Annotated in this window: 17 protein-coding genes; 9 read left to right on the top strand and 8 right to left on the bottom strand. The window is 57.9% G+C overall.

Annotation, left to right across the window (positions count from 1 at the left end; all coding sequences use genetic code 11):
- On the bottom strand, window positions 1–2,673 hold the full coding sequence (adhE, locus tag ACJ8QI_RS09580) for a bifunctional acetaldehyde-CoA/alcohol dehydrogenase (protein ID WP_060439800.1): 2,673 nt from the start codon (window positions 2,671–2,673) through the stop codon (window positions 1–3).
- A gap of 531 nt (window positions 2,674–3,204) precedes the next feature.
- On the opposite strand from adhE, the gene ACJ8QI_RS09575 reads away from it, so the two are divergent.
- The 7 genes from ACJ8QI_RS09575 to oppF all read left to right on the top strand — a co-directional run bounded on the left by ACJ8QI_RS09575 (window position 3,205) and on the right by oppF (window position 11,922).
- The gene (locus ACJ8QI_RS09575; protein ID WP_015378089.1) at window positions 3,205–3,849 is read left to right on the top strand and encodes a YchE family NAAT transporter; all 645 of its coding nucleotides are present in this window, start codon (window positions 3,205–3,207) and stop codon (window positions 3,847–3,849) included.
- A 696-nt stretch (window positions 3,850–4,545) separates the two neighbouring features.
- Window positions 4,546–6,183 carry an ABC transporter substrate-binding protein gene (locus ACJ8QI_RS09570; protein ID WP_049269962.1) on the top strand — a complete coding sequence of 546 codons (1,638 nt, stop codon included), beginning with the start codon at window positions 4,546–4,548 and terminating at the stop codon, window positions 6,181–6,183.
- Between the two features lie 148 nt (window positions 6,184–6,331).
- The gene (oppA, locus tag ACJ8QI_RS09565) at window positions 6,332–7,969 is read left to right on the top strand and encodes an oligopeptide ABC transporter substrate-binding protein OppA (protein ID WP_049199093.1); all 1,638 of its coding nucleotides are present in this window, start codon (window positions 6,332–6,334) and stop codon (window positions 7,967–7,969) included.
- Window positions 7,970–8,052: 83 nt separating this feature from the next.
- The gene (oppB, locus tag ACJ8QI_RS09560) at window positions 8,053–8,973 is read left to right on the top strand and encodes an oligopeptide ABC transporter permease OppB (protein ID WP_004932150.1); all 921 of its coding nucleotides are present in this window, start codon (window positions 8,053–8,055) and stop codon (window positions 8,971–8,973) included.
- Window positions 8,974–8,987: 14 nt separating this feature from the next.
- A complete protein-coding gene (gene oppC / locus ACJ8QI_RS09555; RefSeq protein ID WP_060439802.1) occupies window positions 8,988–9,896 on the top strand; it encodes an oligopeptide ABC transporter permease OppC in 909 nt (302 codons plus the stop codon).
- Between the two features lie 11 nt (window positions 9,897–9,907).
- The gene (locus ACJ8QI_RS09550; protein WP_033634782.1) at window positions 9,908–10,924 is read left to right on the top strand and encodes an ABC transporter ATP-binding protein; all 1,017 of its coding nucleotides are present in this window, start codon (window positions 9,908–9,910) and stop codon (window positions 10,922–10,924) included.
- The gene (gene oppF / locus ACJ8QI_RS09545) at window positions 10,921–11,922 is read left to right on the top strand and encodes a murein tripeptide/oligopeptide ABC transporter ATP binding protein OppF (RefSeq protein WP_025303071.1); all 1,002 of its coding nucleotides are present in this window, start codon (window positions 10,921–10,923) and stop codon (window positions 11,920–11,922) included. The genes ACJ8QI_RS09550 and oppF overlap by 4 nt, the downstream gene beginning before the upstream one ends.
- Window positions 11,923–11,995: 73 nt before the next feature.
- On the opposite strand, the gene ACJ8QI_RS09540 is transcribed toward oppF, so the two are convergent.
- Together ACJ8QI_RS09540 and cls are read right to left on the bottom strand one after the other, a co-directional pair.
- On the bottom strand, window positions 11,996–12,319 hold the full coding sequence (locus tag ACJ8QI_RS09540; RefSeq protein WP_004932139.1) for an HI1450 family dsDNA-mimic protein: 324 nt from the start codon (window positions 12,317–12,319) through the stop codon (window positions 11,996–11,998).
- A gap of 56 nt (window positions 12,320–12,375) precedes the next feature.
- Window positions 12,376–13,836, bottom strand: coding sequence for a cardiolipin synthase (gene cls, locus ACJ8QI_RS09535; RefSeq protein ID WP_038877257.1), 1,461 nt, complete (start codon window positions 13,834–13,836; stop codon window positions 12,376–12,378).
- Window positions 13,837–14,078: 242 nt separating this feature from the next.
- Between cls and ACJ8QI_RS09530 the strand changes: the two genes are divergently transcribed.
- Window positions 14,079–14,255: a YciY family protein gene (locus ACJ8QI_RS09530; RefSeq protein ID WP_025159792.1), complete on the top strand. Its 177-nt coding sequence runs from the start codon at window positions 14,079–14,081 to the stop codon at window positions 14,253–14,255.
- 45 nt (window positions 14,256–14,300) lie between these two features.
- Here the strand turns inward: ACJ8QI_RS09530 and ACJ8QI_RS09525 are convergent, their stop codons facing one another.
- Window positions 14,301–14,792 carry a Dps family protein gene (locus ACJ8QI_RS09525; RefSeq protein ID WP_039565820.1) on the bottom strand — a complete coding sequence of 164 codons (492 nt, stop codon included), beginning with the start codon at window positions 14,790–14,792 and terminating at the stop codon, window positions 14,301–14,303.
- A 200-nt stretch (window positions 14,793–14,992) separates the two neighbouring features.
- Window positions 14,993–16,465, bottom strand: a complete 1,473-nt coding sequence (gene smfY / locus ACJ8QI_RS09520) for a multidrug efflux MFS transporter SmfY (protein WP_070913647.1) — start codon at window positions 16,463–16,465, stop codon at window positions 14,993–14,995.
- Window positions 16,466–16,591: 126 nt separating this feature from the next.
- Between smfY and ACJ8QI_RS09515 the strand changes: the two genes are divergently transcribed.
- Window positions 16,592–17,143 carry a TetR/AcrR family transcriptional regulator gene (locus ACJ8QI_RS09515; RefSeq protein WP_038877264.1) on the top strand — a complete coding sequence of 184 codons (552 nt, stop codon included), beginning with the start codon at window positions 16,592–16,594 and terminating at the stop codon, window positions 17,141–17,143.
- A 46-nt stretch (window positions 17,144–17,189) separates the two neighbouring features.
- Here the strand turns inward: ACJ8QI_RS09515 and ACJ8QI_RS09510 are convergent, their stop codons facing one another.
- The 3 genes from ACJ8QI_RS09510 to ACJ8QI_RS09500 form a co-directional block, all read right to left on the bottom strand.
- Window positions 17,190–17,453 (bottom strand): hypothetical protein, encoded by a 264-nt coding sequence (locus ACJ8QI_RS09510; protein ID WP_019452732.1) that lies wholly within the window; start codon window positions 17,451–17,453, stop codon window positions 17,190–17,192.
- Window positions 17,454–17,728: 275 nt separating this feature from the next.
- Window positions 17,729–18,736 carry a substrate-binding domain-containing protein gene (locus ACJ8QI_RS09505; protein ID WP_060423804.1) on the bottom strand — a complete coding sequence of 336 codons (1,008 nt, stop codon included), beginning with the start codon at window positions 18,734–18,736 and terminating at the stop codon, window positions 17,729–17,731.
- Window positions 18,737–18,769: 33 nt separating this feature from the next.
- The gene (locus tag ACJ8QI_RS09500) at window positions 18,770–19,747 is read right to left on the bottom strand and encodes an ABC transporter permease (protein ID WP_369819331.1); all 978 of its coding nucleotides are present in this window, start codon (window positions 19,745–19,747) and stop codon (window positions 18,770–18,772) included.
- Window positions 19,748–19,800: the final 53 nt, after the last annotated feature.

The raw sequence follows: 19,800 nt of genomic DNA, 5'->3' as shown, positions 1-19,800 counted from the left end.
TTATTTCTTGGGCTTCTTTACCGCGGCTTTGGCGGCAGCCGGAGCGGCCGCTTCCTCTTCTACCGCTTCGCTGAATTCGCGGCCGTAGAAGGTATCCAGCATGATTTGCTTCAGCTCGGCAATCAGCGGATAGCGTGGGTTGGCGCCGGTACATTGGTCGTCGAATGCATCTTCCGACAGCTTGTCGACTTTCGCCAGGAAGTCCGCTTCCTGCACACCCGCTTCACGGATGGAGGTTGGGATGCCCAACTCGGTTTTCAGCTCGTCCAGCCAGGCCAGCAGTTTCTCAATCTTCTGCGCAGTGCGGTCGCCCGGTGCGCTCAGGCCGAGGTGGTCGGCGATTTCAGCGTAGCGGCGGCGCGCCTGAGGGCGGTCGTACTGGCTGAAGGCCGTCTGCTTGGTCGGGTTGTCGTTCGCGTTGTAGCGAATGACGTTGGAAATCAGCATCGCGTTGGCCAGGCCGTGCGGAATGTGGAACTCCGAACCCAGCTTGTGCGCCATGGAGTGACAGACCCCGAGGAAGGCGTTGGCGAAGGCGATACCGGCGATGGTGGCGGCGTTGTGCACGCGTTCACGGGCAACCGGATTTTTCGCGCCTTCTTTATAGCTGGCCGGCAGATACTCTTTCAACAGTTTCAGCGCTTGCAACGCCTGGCCGTCGGAGTATTCGTTCGCCAGCACCGAAACGTAGGCTTCCAGCGCGTGGGTGACCGCATCCAGACCGCCGAAGGCGCACAGGGATTTCGGCATGTTCATCACCAGGTTGGCATCGACAATTGCCATGTCCGGGGTCAGCGCATAGTCGGCCAACGGGTATTTCTGTCCGGTGGTGTCGTCGGTTACGACGGCAAACGGCGTGACTTCCGAACCGGTGCCTGACGTGGTGGTGATGGCGATCATTTTCGCTTTCACGCCCATTTTCGGGAACTTGTAGATACGCTTACGGATGTCCATGAAGCGCAGCGCCAGATCCTCGAAGTGGGTTTCAGGATGTTCGTACAGCACCCACATGATTTTCGCGGCGTCCATCGGCGAACCGCCGCCCAGCGCGATGATGACGTCCGGTTTGAAGGAGTTCATCTGCTCTGCGCCCTTGCGCACGATGCTCAGCGTCGGATCGGCTTCCACTTCGAAGAACACTTCGGTTTCGATGCCGTGAGACTTCAGAACCTTGGTGATCTGGTCGGCATAGCCGTTGTTGAACAGGAAACGGTCGGTCACGATGAAGGCGCGTTTTGCCCCGTCGGTCGCCACTTCTTCCAGCGCGATAGGCAGCGAGCCCCGGCGGAAGTAGATCGATTTCGGAAGTTTATGCCACAACATGTTTTCTGCTCGCTTCGCTACAGTTTTCTTGTTGATCAGGTGTTTAGGTCCGACGTTCTCAGAGATGGAGTTACCACCCCAGGAGCCGCAACCCAGCGTCAGCGAAGGCGCGAGTTTGAAGTTATACAGGTCGCCGATACCGCCCTGAGAAGCCGGGGTGTTGATCAGGATACGAGCCGTTTTCATTTTATCGCCGAAGTAGGCGATGCGAGCCGTTTGGTTATCCTGGTCGGTGTACAGGCAGGAGGTGTGGCCGATACCGCCCATGGCGACCAGTTTCTCAGCTTTGGCGACGGCGTCTTCGAAATCTTTGGCCCGGTACATCGCCAGGGTAGGCGACAGTTTTTCATGGGCGAAAGGCTCGGACTCGTCGACCAGCTTCACTTCGCCGATCAGCACTTTGGTGTTGGCCGGCACTTTGATGCCCGCCATCTCGGCGATTTTCGGTGCGGATTGCCCCACGATGGCCGCGTTCAGACCGCCGTTTTTCAGGATGATGTCCTGAACCGCTTTCAGTTCTTTACCCTGCAGCAGATAGCCGCCGTGGGAAGCGAAACGTTCGCGTACCGCATCATAAATAGCGTCGACGACGATGACCGACTGTTCGGAAGCGCAGATAACGCCGCTGTCGAAGGTTTTGGACATCAGGATAGAGGCGACCACGCGCTTGATGTCTGCGGTTTCGTCTACCACGACCGGGGTATTACCGGCACCGACGCCGATGGCAGGCTTGCCGGAGCTGTAGGCGGCCTTCACCATGCCCGGGCCACCGGTGGCCAGGATCAGGTTGATGTCCGGGTGGTGCATCAGCTGGTTGGACAGCTCGACGGTCGGTTGATCGATCCAACCGATGATGTCTTTTGGCGCGCCGGCGGCGATAGCGGCCTGCAGCACGATATCGGCGGCTTTATTGGTGGCATTCTTCGCACGCGGGTGCGGCGAGAAGATGATGCCGTTACGGGTTTTCAGGCTGATCAGCGCTTTGAAGATCGCGGTAGAAGTTGGGTTGGTGGTAGGAACGATACCGCAAATCAGGCCGATAGGTTCGGCGATGGTGATGGTACCGAAGGTGTCATCTTCAGACAGGATGCCACAGGTTTTTTCGTCTTTATAGGCGTTGTAGATGTACTCGGAAGCGAAGTGGTTTTTGATCACTTTGTCTTCGACGATACCCATTCCGGATTCTTCCACGGCCATTTTGGCCAACGGGATACGGGCATCAGCAGCGGCGAGGGCGGCAGCGCGGAAGATTTTATCCACTTGCTCTTGAGTGAAGTTGGCATATTCGCGCTGGGCTTTTTTGACACGTGCGACAAGCTCGTTCAGTTCAGCGACATTCGTTACAGCCATAATGCTCTCCTGATAATGTTAAACTCTTTCAGTAAATAAGCCGTGCGAGCCACTAGTATAGTCCTAACGGGAATAAACGGTGATGAGAATACCGGGGCTTTCCCGCGTTATTTCTTCGCATGCTGCTGATTTGCTTAAAGAGCTTTACCCTACGCCAGCCGGAGGGGCAGACCGTGAGGAGAACAGAATCGGCGATGTGGCCACCCACTTTGTTCTACTCCCTGCCTACGACTAAGAGCTTACCCACTGTTGGGTAGTTGATTTGTGATCTAAATCATGAAAACTGCAAGCTGACACCTTTCAGCTTGCGGGTGTTGGGAATCATTCTTGATAACTGTGAGCAATGACTCTTTTTTCAACATAAAAAATCAAAAGGCCATACATCACTTTAACAAAGGGCATTTGTTTCGCTGCATAACTTGCTGACAGTCAAAAATGCTGCTCTGGCCGGATGGATTACCCGCGGCAATTCCATTACATTAGCGCGCATAGGCAGCACACCTTTTTATAGTACTTAACGCGGAGCCATCTGTGGGCCAATCTCTGTTGGATCTTTCCGGCTTTATCAAGTTCTTTGTCGGTCTGTTTGCACTGGTCAACCCGGTGGGCATTTTGCCGGTGTTCATCAGCATGACCAGTTACCAGGCGGAAGCGGGGCGCAATAAAACCAACCTGACCGCCAACCTGTCGGTCGCCATCATTCTGTGGACCTCGCTGTTCCTGGGGGAAGGGATCCTGCGGATGTTCGGCATCTCTATCGATTCGTTCCGCATCGCCGGCGGTATTCTGGTGGTGACCATCGCCATGTCGATGATCAGCGGCAAGCTGGGGGAAGACAAACAGAACAAACAGGAGAAGTCGGAGAGCGCGATCCGCGAAAGCATCGGCGTGGTGCCGTTAGCGCTGCCGCTGATGGCGGGGCCGGGGGCGATCAGTTCTACCATCGTGTGGAGCTCCCGTTATCACAACTGGCAAAGCCTGCTCGGTTTTACGGTCGCTATCGCCTTGTTCGCCTTTTGCTGCTGGCTGTTGTTCCGCGCCGCGCCGCTGTTGGTGCGTTTGCTGGGGCAGACCGGCATCAACGTGATCACCCGTATCATGGGTCTGCTGCTGATGGCGCTCGGCATCGAGTTTATCGTTACCGGCATTAAGGCGATATTCCCCGGCTTGTTGTAATACGCCTTGTTTAGCCGCGCACCTTTCGCGTTAGCGCGGCTAAAATTAATTTTAAAGTTTAAATTATTTATTGGCTCGCATTATTATAGTGCACAGGATGAATAAAATTTATGCGGTTGCACTCTTATGTTGCATAAATCTCATGTTGTTGCTCAAAAAAAACGCTAAGCGTTATTTCTATCACTTTTCCTCCCCCATTTCTGCCCATTTCGCCCCCGCTAAACGGTCACGCTGTTGTTAAATTAGTCACATCATTCTGTGGGGCTTGTCTCACTTTCATCCAGGTGTTATTAGTGATTAACCGCACATAGGCAGGTGTTTGTTCTTTGAATGGTTAGATTGTTAACTGAATGTTTCTTTTTGCAGCGGTGAGATCGTGCTGATGGTTTCAATTGAAATGAATGTGGTTTTTTTGTCTTTAAAATCATGCTGATGATCTCGATTCTTCCTGCCTTCTATCTTGGGGGCCGGATTGGGCTTCGTGCGATAAAAGAGAATTGCTTAACATTTTCGTAAAATTTATTGGCTATGGAATTTGGCTTCTGCTAATTTCCGAGCAACTTTCCCGTGGTCAATTAACTGAAATGCGCCACAAAAACGGGAATGATTTTTGCTGGTATCCGTTTATTTAGAATTCTTATAAACACTTCACAAACTTCGATAAGCGATGCTTGTCGGTGAAAAGGAGCCTCGATTATGCAGCAAACCCTGAAGCGTACTTCTTTGACCTTGTTGATTAGCGGCGCGCTGGGCGCCGGCGCCGTAAATAGCAGTTTGGCGGCAGAGGTTCCGGCCGGCGTCCAATTGGCGCAGCAGCAGAATATTGTGATCAACAACGGTAGCGAAGTGGCTTCATTGGATCCGCATAAGGTCGAGGGCGTCCCGGAAAGCAATATCATTCTTAACCTGCTGGAAGGGCTGGTGAGCACCGACGCCAACGGGCATGTGGTGCCGGCGGCGGCGACAAGCTGGGAAAACCAGAATTATCAGCAGTGGACCTTCCACCTGCGCCCCGGCGCGGTGTGGAGCGACGGCAGCCCGGTGACCGCGCAAGACTTCGTCTACAGCTGGCAGCGTCTGGCCGATCCGAAAATCGCTTCGCCCTATGCCAGCTACCTGCAATACACCAAAGTCGAGAATATCGACGACATCCTGACCGGGAAGAAGAGCCCGCAGACCCTCGGCGTTAAGGCGCTGGACGACCAGACGCTGCAGGTGACCCTGAGCGAACCGGTGCCGTATTTCATCAGCATGCTGAGCCACACGTCGCTCAAACCGGTGAAACAGGCGGTGGTGGAGAAATTCGGCGATAAATGGACGCTGCCCGCCAACTATGTCGGCAACGGCGCTTACCGCCTGAAAGAGTGGGTGGTGAACGAGCGCATTGTGCTGGAGCGCAGCCCGAGCTACTGGAACAACAAGCAAACGGTGATCAATCAGGCGACCTTCCTGCCGATTACCTCGGAAGTCAGTGACGTCAACCGCTTCCGCAGCGGCGAGATCGACATCACCAACAGCGCCATTCCGCCGTACCTGTACGTCAAGATGAAACGCGAAATGCCCGAGCAGCTGCACGTTAACCCTTATCTGTGCACCTTCTATTACGAGCTCAATAACAAGCGGGCGCCGTTCACCGATCCGCGCGTGCGTACGGCGGTGAAGATGACGCTGGATCGCGACATTATCGCCAACAAGATCATGGGCCAGGGGCAAATCCCGGCCTACAGCTTCACGCCAACCTTCACGGAAGGCGCCAGCTTCACTCAGCCTGCGTGGGCCGGCTGGAGTCAGGAGCAACGCAACGCCGAAGCCAGGAAACTGCTGGCGGAAGCGGGCTACAGTGACGCCAAGCCGCTGAAGTTCTCGCTGCTGTACAACACCTCCGATCAAAACAAACAACAGGCGATCGCTGCCGCGTCGATGTGGAAGAAGAACCTGGGCGCCGAGGTCACGCTGCGCAACCAGGAATGGAAAACGTCGCTGGAGAGCCGCCATCAGGGGCAATACGACGTGGCGCGCGCCACCTGGTGCGGGGATTACAACGAACCCAGCGCGTTCCTGAACCTGGTTCTGTCCAACAGCAGCATCAATACCGTGTTCTACAAGAGCCCGGCGTTCGACGCCATCATGGCCGCCACGCTGAAGGCGCCGGATGAGGCCGCGCGCGCCGCGCTCTATCAGCAGGCGGAAGCGCAGCTGGACAAAGACTCCGCGTTGGTCCCGGTTTATTACCGCGTCAGCGCGCGTTTGATCAAGCCGACGGTGGGTGGGTTCACCGGCAAAGACCCGCTGGACTATACCGACGTTAAAAATCTTTACATTATCAAGCAGTAAAGGGGTATTCCTCACGCCGAGGGGCAGGGGAATATAGGGAAGGCCGGCCGCCGCATTCGTTCCGCGGCGGCGGGAAAACAAAGTCCGCTTACGGGCAACGCGGGTTCCACGAAGAGCCTGTGATAATAAAAAACTGGAGTCGATAAGTATGACCAACATCACGAAGAAAACGCTCATTGCCGCCGGCGTCATCGCCGCGCTGGGTATCACAGCAACCACCAGCGCTTTCGCCGCTGACGTCCCGGCGGGCGTGCAGCTGGCCGACAAGCAAGAAATCGTCAAAAACAACGGTTCCGAAGTGCAGTCGCTGGATCCGCACAAGATCGAGGGCGTGCCGGAAAACAACGTCACGCGCGACCTGATGGAAGGCCTGGCGAACAACAGCCCGGACGGTTCCATCGTGCCGGGCGTCGCGGAAAGCTGGGATAACAAGGATTTCAAAGTCTGGACCTTCCACCTGCGTAAAGACGCAAAATGGTCCAACGGCAAGCCGGTGACGGCGCAAGATTTCGTCTACAGCTGGCAGCGCGTGGTGGATCCGAAAACCGCGTCGCCTTACGCCAGCTACCTGCAGTACGCCCATGTGGAAAACGTCGATGACATCATCGCCGGTAAAAAAGACAAGTCGACGCTGGGCGTGAAGGCCATCGACGACCACACCTTCCAGGTGACCCTGAGCGAGCCGGTGCCTTATCTGGTTGAAATGACCCCGCACTACGCCATGAAGCCGGTTTACAAAGACGCGGTAGAGAAGTTTGGCGAGAAGTGGACGCTGCCGGCCAACTACGTCAGCAACGGCGCTTACAAACTGAAAGACTGGATTGTCAACGAACGCATCGTACTGGAACGCAACCCGGAATATTGGGATAACGCCAAAACCATCATCAATAAAGTGACGTTCCTGCCTATTTCGTCGGAAGTGACCGACGTTAACCGCTACCGCACCGGTGAAATCGACATGACCTACAACAACATGCCGATCGAACTGTTCCAGAAGCTGAAGAAAGAGATCCCGAAAGAGGTGCATGTCGATCCTTACCTGTGCACCTATTACTACGAAATCAACAACCAGAAGGCGCCGTTCACCGATGCGCGCGTGCGTGAAGCGCTGAAGCTGGGCATGGACCGCGACATCATCGTCAACAAGGTGAAAAACCAGGGCGACCTGCCGGCCTATAGCTTTACGCCGCCATACACCGACGGCGCCAAGCTGACCGCACCGGAGTGGTTCGGCTGGACGCAGGAAAAACGCAACGAAGTGGCGAAGAAACTGCTGGCCGACGCCGGCTACGGCCCGGGCAAACCGCTGACCTTCTCCCTGTTGTACAACACCTCCGATCTGCACAAGAAGCTGGCGATCGCCGCCGCCTCCATCTGGAAGAAAAACCTGGGCGTGGACGTGAAGCTGGTGAACCAGGAGTGGAAAACCTTCCTGGATACCCGTCATCAGGGCACCTATGACGTGGCGCGCGCCGGCTGGTGTGCCGACTACAACGAGCCGAGCTCGTTCCTGAACATGATGCTGTCCGACAGCAGCAGTAATACCCCGCACTACAAGAGCGCCGAGTTCGACAAGCTGATGGCCAACGTGTTGACCGCGAAGACCAAAGACGAGCGCGCCGAGCTGTATCAGAAAGCGGAAGTTCAGCTGGACAAAGATTCCGCCATCGTTCCGCTGTATTACTATGTGAACGCCCGTTTGGTGAAACCTTACGTCGGTGGTTACACCGGCAAAGACCCGCTTGATAACGTGTACGACAAAAACCTGTACATCATCAAGCATTGATACGGTAAGAGCCGGCGGCGCAGGCCGCCGGCCCATGTTGAGAATAATAAGCCGTCATCAGGCTGTCGCACAGGGTTAGGGCAATGCTTAAATTTATACTTCGTCGCTTGTTGGAAGCGATCCCGACACTATTTATCCTTATCACCATCTCATTCTTCATGATGCGCCTGGCACCCGGCAGTCCATTTACCGGGGAACGCGCATTGCCGCCGGAAGTTATGGCGAACATCGAAGCCAAATATCATTTGAACGACCCGATCTGGAAACAGTACGGTCATTATCTGGCGCAGCTTGCGCAGGGAGACTTCGGCCCGTCCTTTAAATACAAGGACTATTCGGTGAACGATCTGGTCGCCAGCTCTTTCCCGGTGTCCGCCAAACTCGGCCTGGCCGCGTTTCTGCTGGCGGTGGTGCTGGGGGTGAGCGCAGGCGTGATTGCCGCGCTGAATCAGAACACCAAATGGGACTACACGGTGATGGGGTTCGCCATGACCGGGGTGGTGATACCCAGTTTCGTGGTGGCGCCGCTGCTGGTGCTGATCTTCGCCATCACGCTGAAATGGCTGCCGGGCGGTGGCTGGAACGGCGGCGCGCCTAAATTCATCATCCTGCCGATGGTGGCGCTGTCGCTGGCCTATATCGCCAGCATCGCCCGTATCACGCGTGGCTCGATGATTGAAGTGCTGCACTCCAACTTCATCCGTACCGCGCGCGCCAAAGGCTTGCCGATGCGTCGCATTATTTTCCGCCACGCGCTGAAGCCGGCGCTGCTGCCGGTGCTGTCCTACATGGGGCCGGCGTTCGTCGGTATCATCACCGGATCGATGGTGATCGAAACCATCTACGGTCTGCCGGGGATCGGCCAGCTGTTCGTTAACGGCGCGCTGAACCGTGACTACTCCCTGGTGCTGAGCCTGACCATTCTGGTGGGCGCCCTGACCATTCTGTTCAACGCGATCGTCGATGTGCTGTATGCGGTCATCGATCCGAAAATCCGTTATTAATCTGGAGCACGCGAATGATGTTGACTAAAAAGAACAGCGAAGCTCTGGAAAACTTCAGCGAGAAGCTGGAAGTGGAAGGGCGCAGCCTGTGGCAAGACGCGCGTCGGCGCTTTATGCACAACCGCGCGGCGGTCAGCAGCCTGTTTATTCTGGTGCTGATCACGCTGTTTGTGGCGCTGGCGCCGATGCTGTCGCAGTTTGCCTACGACGACACCGACTGGGCGATGATGTCCGCCGCCCCAAGCCTGGAATCGGGGCACTATTTCGGCACTGACTCCTCCGGGCGCGATCTGCTGGTGCGCGTGGCGATCGGCGGGCGCATCTCGCTGATGGTCGGCGTGGCGGCGGCGCTGGTGGCGGTGGTGGTGGGCACGCTGTACGGCGCAATGTCCGGCTATCTGGGCGGCAAGGTCGACTCGGTGATGATGCGCCTGCTGGAGATCCTCAACTCCTTCCCGTTCATGTTCTTCGTGATCCTGCTGGTGACCTTCTTCGGCCAGAATATCCTGCTCATCTTCGTGGCGATCGGCATGGTGTCGTGGCTGGATATGGCGCGTATCGTGCGCGGCCAAACCCTCGGCCTGAAGCGTAAGGAATTCATCGAAGCGGCGCTGGTGTGCGGCGTCTCCACGCGCAATATCGTGCTGCGCCATATCGTGCCGAACGTGCTCGGCGTGGTGGTGGTGTATGCGTCGCTGCTGGTGCCGAGCATGATCCTGTTCGAATCCTTCCTCAGTTTCCTGGGGCTGGGCACGCAGGAGCCGCTCAGCAGCTGGGGCGCATTGCTCAGCGACGGCGCCAACTCAATGGAAGTTTCACCGTGGTTGCTGCTGTTCCCGGCGGGTTTCCTGGTTGTCACTCTGTTCTGTTTCAACTTTATCGGCGATGGCCTGCGTGACGCCCTCGACCCGAAAGATCGTTAAGGAGTGCAATCATGAGCACCATTGAACATCCTCAACTGCAAACCGGCGCCGGGGTCAAAACGTCGCCGCTGCTGGACGTGAAAGACCTGCGCGTTACGTTCTCCACCCCGGACGGCGACGTGACGGCGGTGAACGATCTGAACTTCGACCTGCGCGCCGGGGAAACGCTGGGCATCGTCGGTGAGTCCGGCTCCGGTAAATCGCAGACAGCATTCGCTCTGATGGGCCTGCTGGCCAGCAATGGCCGCATCGGCGGTTCGGCCAAATTCAACGGCCGTGAAATCCTCAACCTGCCGGAAAATCAGCTCAACAAGCTGCGGGCGGAAGAGATCTCGATGATCTTCCAGGACCCGATGACCTCGCTCAACCCTTATATGCGCGTTGGCGAACAGCTGATGGAAGTGCTGATGCTGCATAAGAAAATGAGCAAAAGCGAAGCCTTTGAAGAGTCGGTACGCATGCTCGACGCGGTGAAAATGCCGGAAGCGCGCAAGCGCATGCGCATGTATCCGCATGAGTTTTCCGGCGGCATGCGCCAGCGCGTGATGATCGCCATGGCGCTGCTGTGTCGACCAAAGCTGCTGATCGCCGACGAACCGACCACCGCGCTGGACGTGACCGTCCAGGCGCAGATCATGACGCTGCTCAACGAGCTGAAGCGCGAGTTCAACACCGCCATCATCATGATCACCCACGACCTGGGCGTGGTGGCCGGCATCTGCAACAAGGTGCTGGTGATGTACGCCGGCCGCACCATGGAATACGGCAGTGCGCGCGAGGTGTTCTACCAGCCGAGCCACCCGTACTCTATCGGTCTGTTGAACGCGGTGCCGCGTCTCGATGCCGAAGGCGAAGCGTTGCTGACCATTCCCGGCAACCCGCCGAACCTGCTGCGGTTGCCGAAAGGCTGCCCGTTCCAGCCGCGCTGTCCGTACGCCATGGAGCAGTGCGCGAGCGCTCCGCCGTTGGAGCAATTTGGGGAAGGGCGCCTGCGCGCCTGCTTTAAACCGGTGGAGGCGTTGGTATGACAGCGGTAACCGACAAGAAAGTGCTGCTCGAAGTGGCCGATCTGAAAGTGCACTTCGACATTCATGACGATAAACAGTGGTTCTGGCAGCCGCCGAAAACCCTGAAAGCGGTCGATGGCGTCACGCTGCGGCTGTTCGAGGGGGAAACCCTGGGCGTGGTCGGCGAATCCGGCTGTGGCAAATCCACCTTCGCGCGCGCCATCATCGGCCTGGTGAAGGCCACCAGCGGGCGCGTTGCCTGGCTGGGGAAAGATCTGCTGGGCATGAGCGACGCCGACTGGCGCAAAACCCGCAGCGATATTCAGATGATCTTCCAGGATCCGCTGGCGTCGCTCAACCCGCGCATGACCATCGGCGAGATCATCGCCGAGCCGCTGCGCACCTACTACCCGAAAATGCCGCGTCAGGAAGTGAAGGACAAGGTCAAGGCAATGATGCTGAAGGTCGGTCTGCTGCCTAACCTGATCAACCGCTACCCGCACGAGTTTTCCGGCGGCCAGTGCCAGCGTATCGGCATCGCACGCGCGCTGATCCTCGAGCCGAAGCTGGTGATCTGCGACGAGCCGGTCTCCGCGCTGGACGTATCGATTCAGGCGCAGGTGGTGAACCTGTTGCAGCAGCTGCAGCGCGAAATGGGCCTGTCACTGATCTTTATCGCCCACGACTTGGCGGTGGTGAAGCACATTTCCGATCGCGTGCTGGTGATGTATCTGGGCCATGCGGTGGAGCTGGGCACCTATGACGAGGTGTACCACAACCCGCAGCACCCTTACACCAAAGCGCTGATGTCGGCGGTGCCGATCCCGGATCCGGACAAGGAGAAGGAGAAGCAGATCCAGCTGTTGGAAGGGGAGCTGCCTTCGCCGATCAACCCGCCGACCGGCTGCGTGTTCCGCACCCGCTGCCCGATAGCCGGGCCGGAGTGCGCCAAGACGCGTCCGCTGCTGGAGGGCAGTTTCCGCCACGCGGTGTCCTGCCTGAAGGTCGATCCGCTGTAATGTGCCGCTAGTCGGCAACAAAAAGCCCCGCTGAATGAGCGGGGCTTTTTTTATCCGATGCGCTAACGGCGAATCACTCTTTCCACAGAATGTGGCACAGCTTGTGGTCTTTCTCGCGGCAGATCAGCACGCGGGCGAACACGTCGTTGATCGGCTCGCCGTCGCTGTCCGCCAGACCGATCACCACCTCGGCGAAGAAGTCCGGGTTCAGGTCGTAATCCACGTGCTCGCTCCAGTCTTCGGACGGATCGTACAGTTCGGCGCCGCCGCGCTCTTCAAACTGCAGGTTGAACAGCAGAATATCCGCCGGATCCAGATTGTCGCCGGCCAATTCGAGGAAGATGTCGTAGGCCTGTTCCAGCGTTTCGTCTTCGGTAAGGCGGTTATTCAAATCCATAAAAAAATCCTGATAACAAATGATTTGGCGCTATTAAAGCACGCTCGCCGCGGCTTTTACAGCAGCGGGCTGAAAAAGTAGAACAGGCGCTCGACCAGGCGATGCCAGAACGGCCGCTTCAGCCACTCTTTGGCGTTCAGCAGCTGGGAACGGGCGATGTAATCTTCCTGCACGCAGGCCAAATCGCTGCCGAAGCCGTCATCGTCGATCACCAGCGTGATTTCGAAATTCAGCCACAGGCTGCGCATGTCCAGATTGACGGTGCCGACCAGGCTGAGCTGGCCGTCCACCAGCACGCTCTTGGTATGCAGCAGGCCGCCTTCGAACTGATAGATCTTAACCCCGGCCTCCAGCAGCTCGGAGAAGAACGCGCGGCTGGCCCAGCGTACCATCATCGAATCGTTGTCGCGCGGCACGATGATGCTGACCTCGACGCCGCGCAGGGCGGCGGTGCAAATGGCGTGCAGCAGATCGTCACTCGGCACGAAGTACGGCGTGGTCATGATCAGCTGCTCGCGGGCGGAATAGACCGCGGTCAGCAACGCCTGGTGGATCATCTCCTCGGGGAAGCCGGGGCCGGAGGCGATCACCTGAATGGTATGGCCGCTTTCCTGCTCGAACGGCATGATGTTGACGTCCGGCGGTGGCGGCAGAATGCGCTTGCCGGTTTCAATCTCCCAGTCGCAGGCATAGACGATGCCCATGGTGGTGGCCACCGGGCCTTCCATGCGCGCCATCAGATCGATCCATTGGCCGACGCCCGCATCCTGCTTGAAGTAGCGCGGATCGACCATGTTCATGCTGCCGGTATAGGCGATGTAGTTGTCGATCAGCACCACCTTGCGGTGCTGGCGCAGGTCCATGCGGCGTAGAAATACGCGCAGCAGGTTGACTTTCAGCGCCTCGACCACTTCGATGCCGGCGTTGCGCATCATCGCCGGGTAGGGGCTGCGGAAAAATTGCAGGCTGCCGGCGGAGTCGAGCATCAGGCGGCAGTGTACGCCGCGTCGGGCGGCGGCCATCAGCGATTCGGCCACCTGATCGACCAGGCCGCCGGGTTGCCAGATATAGAACACCATTTCGATGTTGTGCCGCGCCAGTTCGATGTCGCGGATCAGCGCTTTCAGCGTGTCATCGGTGGTGGTGAGCAGCTGCAGCTGGTTGCCCTTGACGCCGTCGATGCCCTGGCGGCGGTTGCACAGCTGGAACAGCGGTTCGGCGACCTCGCTGTACTCGGTGGCGAAGATGCGGCGGCTCTCTTTCAGCTCTTTCAGCCAGCGGGCGGTTGACGGCCACATGGCCTTGGCGCGCTCGGCCCGGCGCTTGCCCAGATGCAGCTCGCCGAACGATAAATAGGCCACGATGCCGAACAGCGGCAGTATGTAGATAACCAGCAGCCAGGCCATGGCAGAGGGAACCGCGCGGCGTTTCATCAAAATGCGCATCGTCACGCCGGCGATCAGCAGCCAGTAGCCGAACACCATGAGCCAACTGATTACGGTATAAAATGTTGTCATAAAGGCGAAAAATCCCGTTCGCAAACCACCAATGATGAGTGTACGCACAGATCGGTCAAGGCGAAACCTTTTATCGGCGCTTATGTTACATAAATATGATGAAGTTAAGGCACTTGCTGAAAATGAAAGGGCGGCTTTTGTCCGCGTGACGCCCGCTGTGCCGCCGATAACTGCGGCTTGGATCACGGACGGAAAGGGCTATAATGCCCGCGGTTGGCATTAGACGAACGAGTGACGGAATTATGAGACGCAGTAGAAATGAAGTGGGCCGCTGGCGCATGTTGCGGCAGAGCCAACGCCGCCGGCATCGCTGGCTGGAACGCCAGTCGTGCAGCAATCGCCATATTATCCGGGTGCGGCGCCGCCTGGACGATCAGCATCGGCGCGCGCTGCTGTTTGCGGTATCCTGCGAGTGGTAAAACGAAAACAGTCCCGTGAGGGACTGTTTTGTTATGGCGCCTGGGTTATTTGCCCAGATAGGCGTTGAGCATCCAGACCTGTTTTTCCTGCTCTTTGATGTAATCGCTCATCAGCGAGGCGGTGCCTTCGTCACCGGCGTCTGCCGCTACCGCGAGCAGTTCACGCTGCTGCTGCAGCAAGATTGAATACCCTTCCAACAGGCCGCGCAGCGTGCCTTTATCATCGGTCACGTTGGTGTGTTCCTTGATGTCGGCGGTTTTCAGATAGTCGCTGAAAGCGTGACGCGGCTGCGAGCCCAGCGTCAGAATACGTTCCGCCAGCTCATCCACCTTGGTCAGCAGATCGTTATATGTCTCTTCGAATTTCGCGTGCAGCTCAAAGAACTGCGGGCCGGTAATATTCCAGTGATAGCCGCGCACGTTCATATACAGCACCTGATAGTTCGCCAACAGCGCGTTCAGCGCCTCGGCGAGTTTTGCCGATTGTTTACTGTCGAGGCCGATATGGGTTTTCGCTGCTTTCTTTGCCGTTGCCATAATAATCTTCTCCTGATTATTTGTTCCGATAGTAGACAGAATCAATTTCCATAGCTGTTACAGTAACCGGATTTATCGCAGGGTTAAACACGATAACAGGCATTATTGCCATCGCTAAAACCGATGACGATAAATCCGTCGAGCAAATTGCCGAATCAGTTTACGCAGGATCCGCAGGCGAAAAAAGCCGCTTTTATCGGTTACTTGCGTAGCGCCAGTTTCACCGCGCCGGCACCCAGCGCCATCAGCAATGCGGCGGCGATCAGCACCGTAATAAACGCGCGATCAAAGGCCAGACGCGCCAGCTGCGTCAGCTGCTGCGCGCGATCGGCCGCCAGCCCGGCCGCCAGCCGCAGGGCTTCGTCGATGCTGTCGTAGGCCAAATCGCTGACCGGCAGTTCCGCCGGCAGCGCCAGGCTGTGGCTGTAAACCGCCGTCATCAACCCGCCGAGCAGCGTCACGCCCAGCACGCCACCCAGTTCGTAGGAGACGTCTTCGATGGACGCCGCCATGCCGGACTTCTCCTCCGGCGCGTTCAGCATGATGGCGGTAGAAGCGGCGGTGATCACGCCGCCGAGGCCAAAGCCCACCAGCGCCAGGCTGACCAGTTGCGGCGCTATGCCGCTCTGGTACCACACGGCAAGACCGGCGATGCCGAGGGTGGTCAGGACAAAGCCGCCGAGGATGATGCTGCGTTCGCCGTAGCGCGGCAACAGCAGGCCGGCTACGGGCCCCGCCAGCGCCGAGGCCAGCGGGATCGGCAAAATAAACAGCGCCGCCTGCAGCGGGCTGAGGCCGAGCACCAGCTGTAGGCGTTGGCTGAGCACCAGCTCGACGCCGATCAGCGCCACCATCGACAGCAGGGCCACGCCGATGCCGCCTGCGAACAGCCGGTTGCGGAACAGGGAGAAATCGATCATCGGGTGGGCGCTGCGCTGCTGACGACGCACGAACAGCACCAGGAACAACACGCCGATCAAGGCTGCCACAAGCAAGGCGCTCACATCAGGCGTCGGCTTGCTCAGCTCCTTCAGCGCATAGATGGCGCCGACCAGACCCATCATGATCTGCACCGAACCGACGATGTCCGAAGGGCGCGGGTTATCGCCACCGCAGCGCGGGATCAGTTTCCACGCCAGCGGCCAGACCAGCAGTACGACCGGCACATTGATCAGGAACACCGACCCCCACCAGAAATACTCCAGCAGCAGGCCGCCGACCACCGGGCCGATGGCCGCGCCGCCGGAGGCCACCGAGGCCCAGATGCCGATTGCCAGCGCGCGTTCGCGTTCGTCGGTAAAGACGTGGCGCACGATGGACAGCGTGGCGGGCATCATCATTGCCGCGCCAACGGCGAGGAACACGCGGGCGGCGATCAGCCACTCGGCGGTGGGCGAGAACGCGGCGCACAGTGACGCGACGGCAAACACCGGCAGCCCGGCGAGAAACAGCCGCTTATGGCCGATGCGGTCGCTCAGCATGCCGGCGCCGGGCAGCAGGCCGGCCACCACCAGCGGGTAGGCGTTGACGATCCAGAGTTTTTGCGAGGCGCTGGCGTCCAGCGCCTGGGTTAAGCGCGGCAGGGCGGTATATAACACCGTCATATCGATGACGATCAGGAAAAGGGCGCTGGCGACCATCGTCAGGATCAACCAGCGGTTCTTGGCGTACATAATTCATATCCAGTTAACGTGGGCGGCGCGGAGGCGCCGCCATTGGGGTAACCCACCGGCGATGCCGGGTGGTATACTGATGATAATATATATCCATACGTTCGTATTGAAAAGAAGGGTTTCTTAATGGGACGTCAACGCAGCATCGATCGCGACAAGGTTTTGGACACCGCCGAAGAGATCGTCGCCACCCAAGGCGCCGCCGGCTTGACCATCGACGCCGTCGCCAAAGCGATGGGGATCTCCAAGGGCGGGGTGCAGTATTGTTTCGGCAGCAAAGACGCCCTTATCGATGCCATGTTCGATCGCTGGGGCAGTGCCTATGAGACGCTGTTCACGGCGATCGCCGGCGACGAGCCTTCGCCGCAGACCGCCGTGCGGGCGCATATGCTGGCCACCCACAGTTCGGATCAGACCTCCAGCGCCAAGGCCGCCGGGCTGATGGCGACGTTGATTCAAACGCCGGAGCATCTGGCGAGCACGCGCGAATGGTATCGCAGCCGCATCGCCGGTTTGGATTTGACGACCGAAGAAGGCAAGCGCGCGCGCCTGGCGTTTCTCGCCACCGAAGGCGCCTTTATGCTGCGTTACTTTGGTTTGATGGATATCGACCAGGCGGAATGGGAAACGATGTTCGCCGATATGCAGGCATTGATATTGACGGGCGGCGACAAGTAAGCGCCGGGACAAGCGGCAGGAGCAGCCTGCCGCGGGCTAAGCCTGATTATTTATAGGCTATCGCATTGATGGTTTCGAAGGTGGTTTTCCCCTCGCGACCGATAATGACGTAATACTTACCGCCTTTTTCATCTACCGCTTTCGACAGACGCGCATGGTCGATCCCCACGGTGTCGTCGCCGTCTTGTGAAATGGTCACCGGACCGATCTCGGTATGTTTCGCCGCCTCTTCCCGAGTGATTTCAATTGCCGCCAGGGAAGAGAATGAGGTGAACGCCAGCAGTGCCAAGAGATATTTAGTTGCCTTCATAATTATTCCTTTTGGAAGATAAAAACGACCCGTAACTGCATTTTGACTACGGCTCAAGTGTAGGTCAGCGGCGGCGGTTTACCATGCAACGGCAAAAAATAGTCTCAGACGGCGGCGCCTATCACACTGATAGTTAGTCAAGGGGGCGGCGAAAGGCGTATGTTTATCGAACAAGATATTCCCTCGAAGAACCTTTAAGCCAGCCACTCCGTGCTGGCTTTTTTTTTGCAGACAAGTGCCATAGCAGGGCCCCCTGGAACCAGGGGGCGGGGGGATTATTTGCGTGCGTCCAACAGCGCTTGGGCGTTCTCTGCGGTAACGACGGTCCACGGAATGTAGTAATGCTTCTGCGTGCCGCCCTCCCATTTCAGATCCTTGGCGTACTGCTTCCAGATATCCGACTGAGGTTGATAGCTTTCACCTTTCACGGCGCGCAGCGCGACGTCGATGGAGCCCTGCATCTGGCCTTTGGCATCTTGCAGGATAGAGACCATTTCACCGGCCTGCACCGCATGAATCGCGTCGGAAACGCCGTCAACGCCGGCAATCGCGAAGTCTTTCACATTCAGGCCGGCGCCTTTGATCGCCTCGATAGCACCCAGCGCCATCTCGTCATTTTGGCCGATCACGCCGTTGATTTTACCCCGGTGTTTCTGCAGCCAGTTTTCCATCAGCGGCTGCGCTTCCGCGCGTGACCAGTTGGCCGTTTTGCGCTCAAGTACCGTGACCTGGCCGGCGCCGCACTCGGCAATCGCTTTATCGTTGCCCTTACCGCGCTGGATCTCGCCGCTGCCGCCTTTCGGGCCTTCGATAATCACCACGTTTACCTTGTGGTTCTTGCAGTCGAGTTTGTCCAGGACGGCTTTGGCTTCCAGATACCCCCCCAACTCGTCATTAGACACCACTTCAGACGTCATCGCGTCCGTGTTCAGGCGCGCGTTGGTGACCACCACCGGGATTTTGGCTTCGTTGGCATTAGTGACGATATCGATATTGGCCTCAAAATCCATAGGATTGACGATAATGGCATCGGCGCGCGTCTGGATAGCGGTGGCAGCCTGATCGTTTTGCACCGATGCATCATAACGTCCATCGTAGAAGGTCAGCACGGCTTCGCCGCTTTTCACCGCCGGGTGTTCCTTGCCGAACCTTTCCATCAATTGCACGAACTCGGCTTTGTTGCCGTACATCAATACCGCTATTTTAACCGGGGCGGCCTGAGCTGCCGACAGGCTACCCAGCATCATGGCTGAGGCAAACAACGCTATCTTGGTCTTATTCATGGTTTTCTCCTGGTAGAGTTGGGTCTGATGTTATTAATCGCGCTGTTGCTTACGCGAGGGGTCGAGCAAGACGGCAAGAACGATCAATGCGCCTTTGATAATCTGTTGGTAATACGATTGCACGCCGAGCAGATCGAGGCCGTTATTCATCACCCCGATAATCAGCACGCCGAAGAAGGTGCCGACCAGCGTACCGACGCCGCCGGCCATGCTGGTGCCGCCGATCACCACCGCCGCGATGGCGTCCAGCTCATACCCAGCACCGGCGTTGGTCTGCGCCGAGCCGGTGCGCGCCGTGAGGATCAGGCCGGCGATGCCGGCCAGCGCGCCGCACAGCGTATACACCAGTATTTTGATGCGGGTGACGTTAATCCCCGAGGTGCGCGCGCTTTTCGGGTTGCCGCCGACGGCGTAGATGTAGCGCCCGAAGAGGGTTTTATTCAGCACGAGCCAGGCGAGGGCGAACAGCACGATGAAGATGATGACGGGCACCGGAACGCCGCCGACATAGCCATTGCCCAACCAGCGGAAATCGCTGTTCAATTGCGATACCGGATTGCCGTTGGTGGTCAACATGGTTAAACCGCGCGCCGCGGAGAGCATGCCCATGGTGACGATAAACGGCTGCAGGCGGTAGCGGGCTAACACGGTGCCGTTCACCAGGCCGCAAACGATGCCGATACCGAGCGCCACAATCAGCGGCGCCATGACGGCGGTCGCGGTATCGCCGATAGCCAATCCGCTGTTGTTGGTAGCGAAGCGGGCGGCGACGATCCCGCTTAGCGCCAGCACCGATCCCACGGAGAGATCGACACCGGCCGTGATAATGACGAAGGTCATGCCGATGGCCAGAATGCCGTTGATCGAGACCTGGCGCAGGACGATCAGGGTGTTTTCATTGCTGAGAAAATAGTTGCTGCTCCAGGCCCCCTGAGCGACCTGATATTCGCCAATCAGCGCCACGGTCAGGCACAGGGCGAAAAAGGCGATGATAATGCCGTATTTGTGCATGCGGCGCTTATTGCGGGTGAAAAATGAAATTCCTGGTGATAAGGAGTGGGCGC

Origin of the sequence: Serratia sp. CY84636 (assembly GCF_052166245.1) — a bacterium.
Classification (GTDB): domain Bacteria; phylum Pseudomonadota; class Gammaproteobacteria; order Enterobacterales; family Enterobacteriaceae; genus Serratia; species Serratia nevei.
Note: the sequence above shows the minus strand (reverse complement) of the source record. Positions and strands in the feature narration are given on the sequence as shown.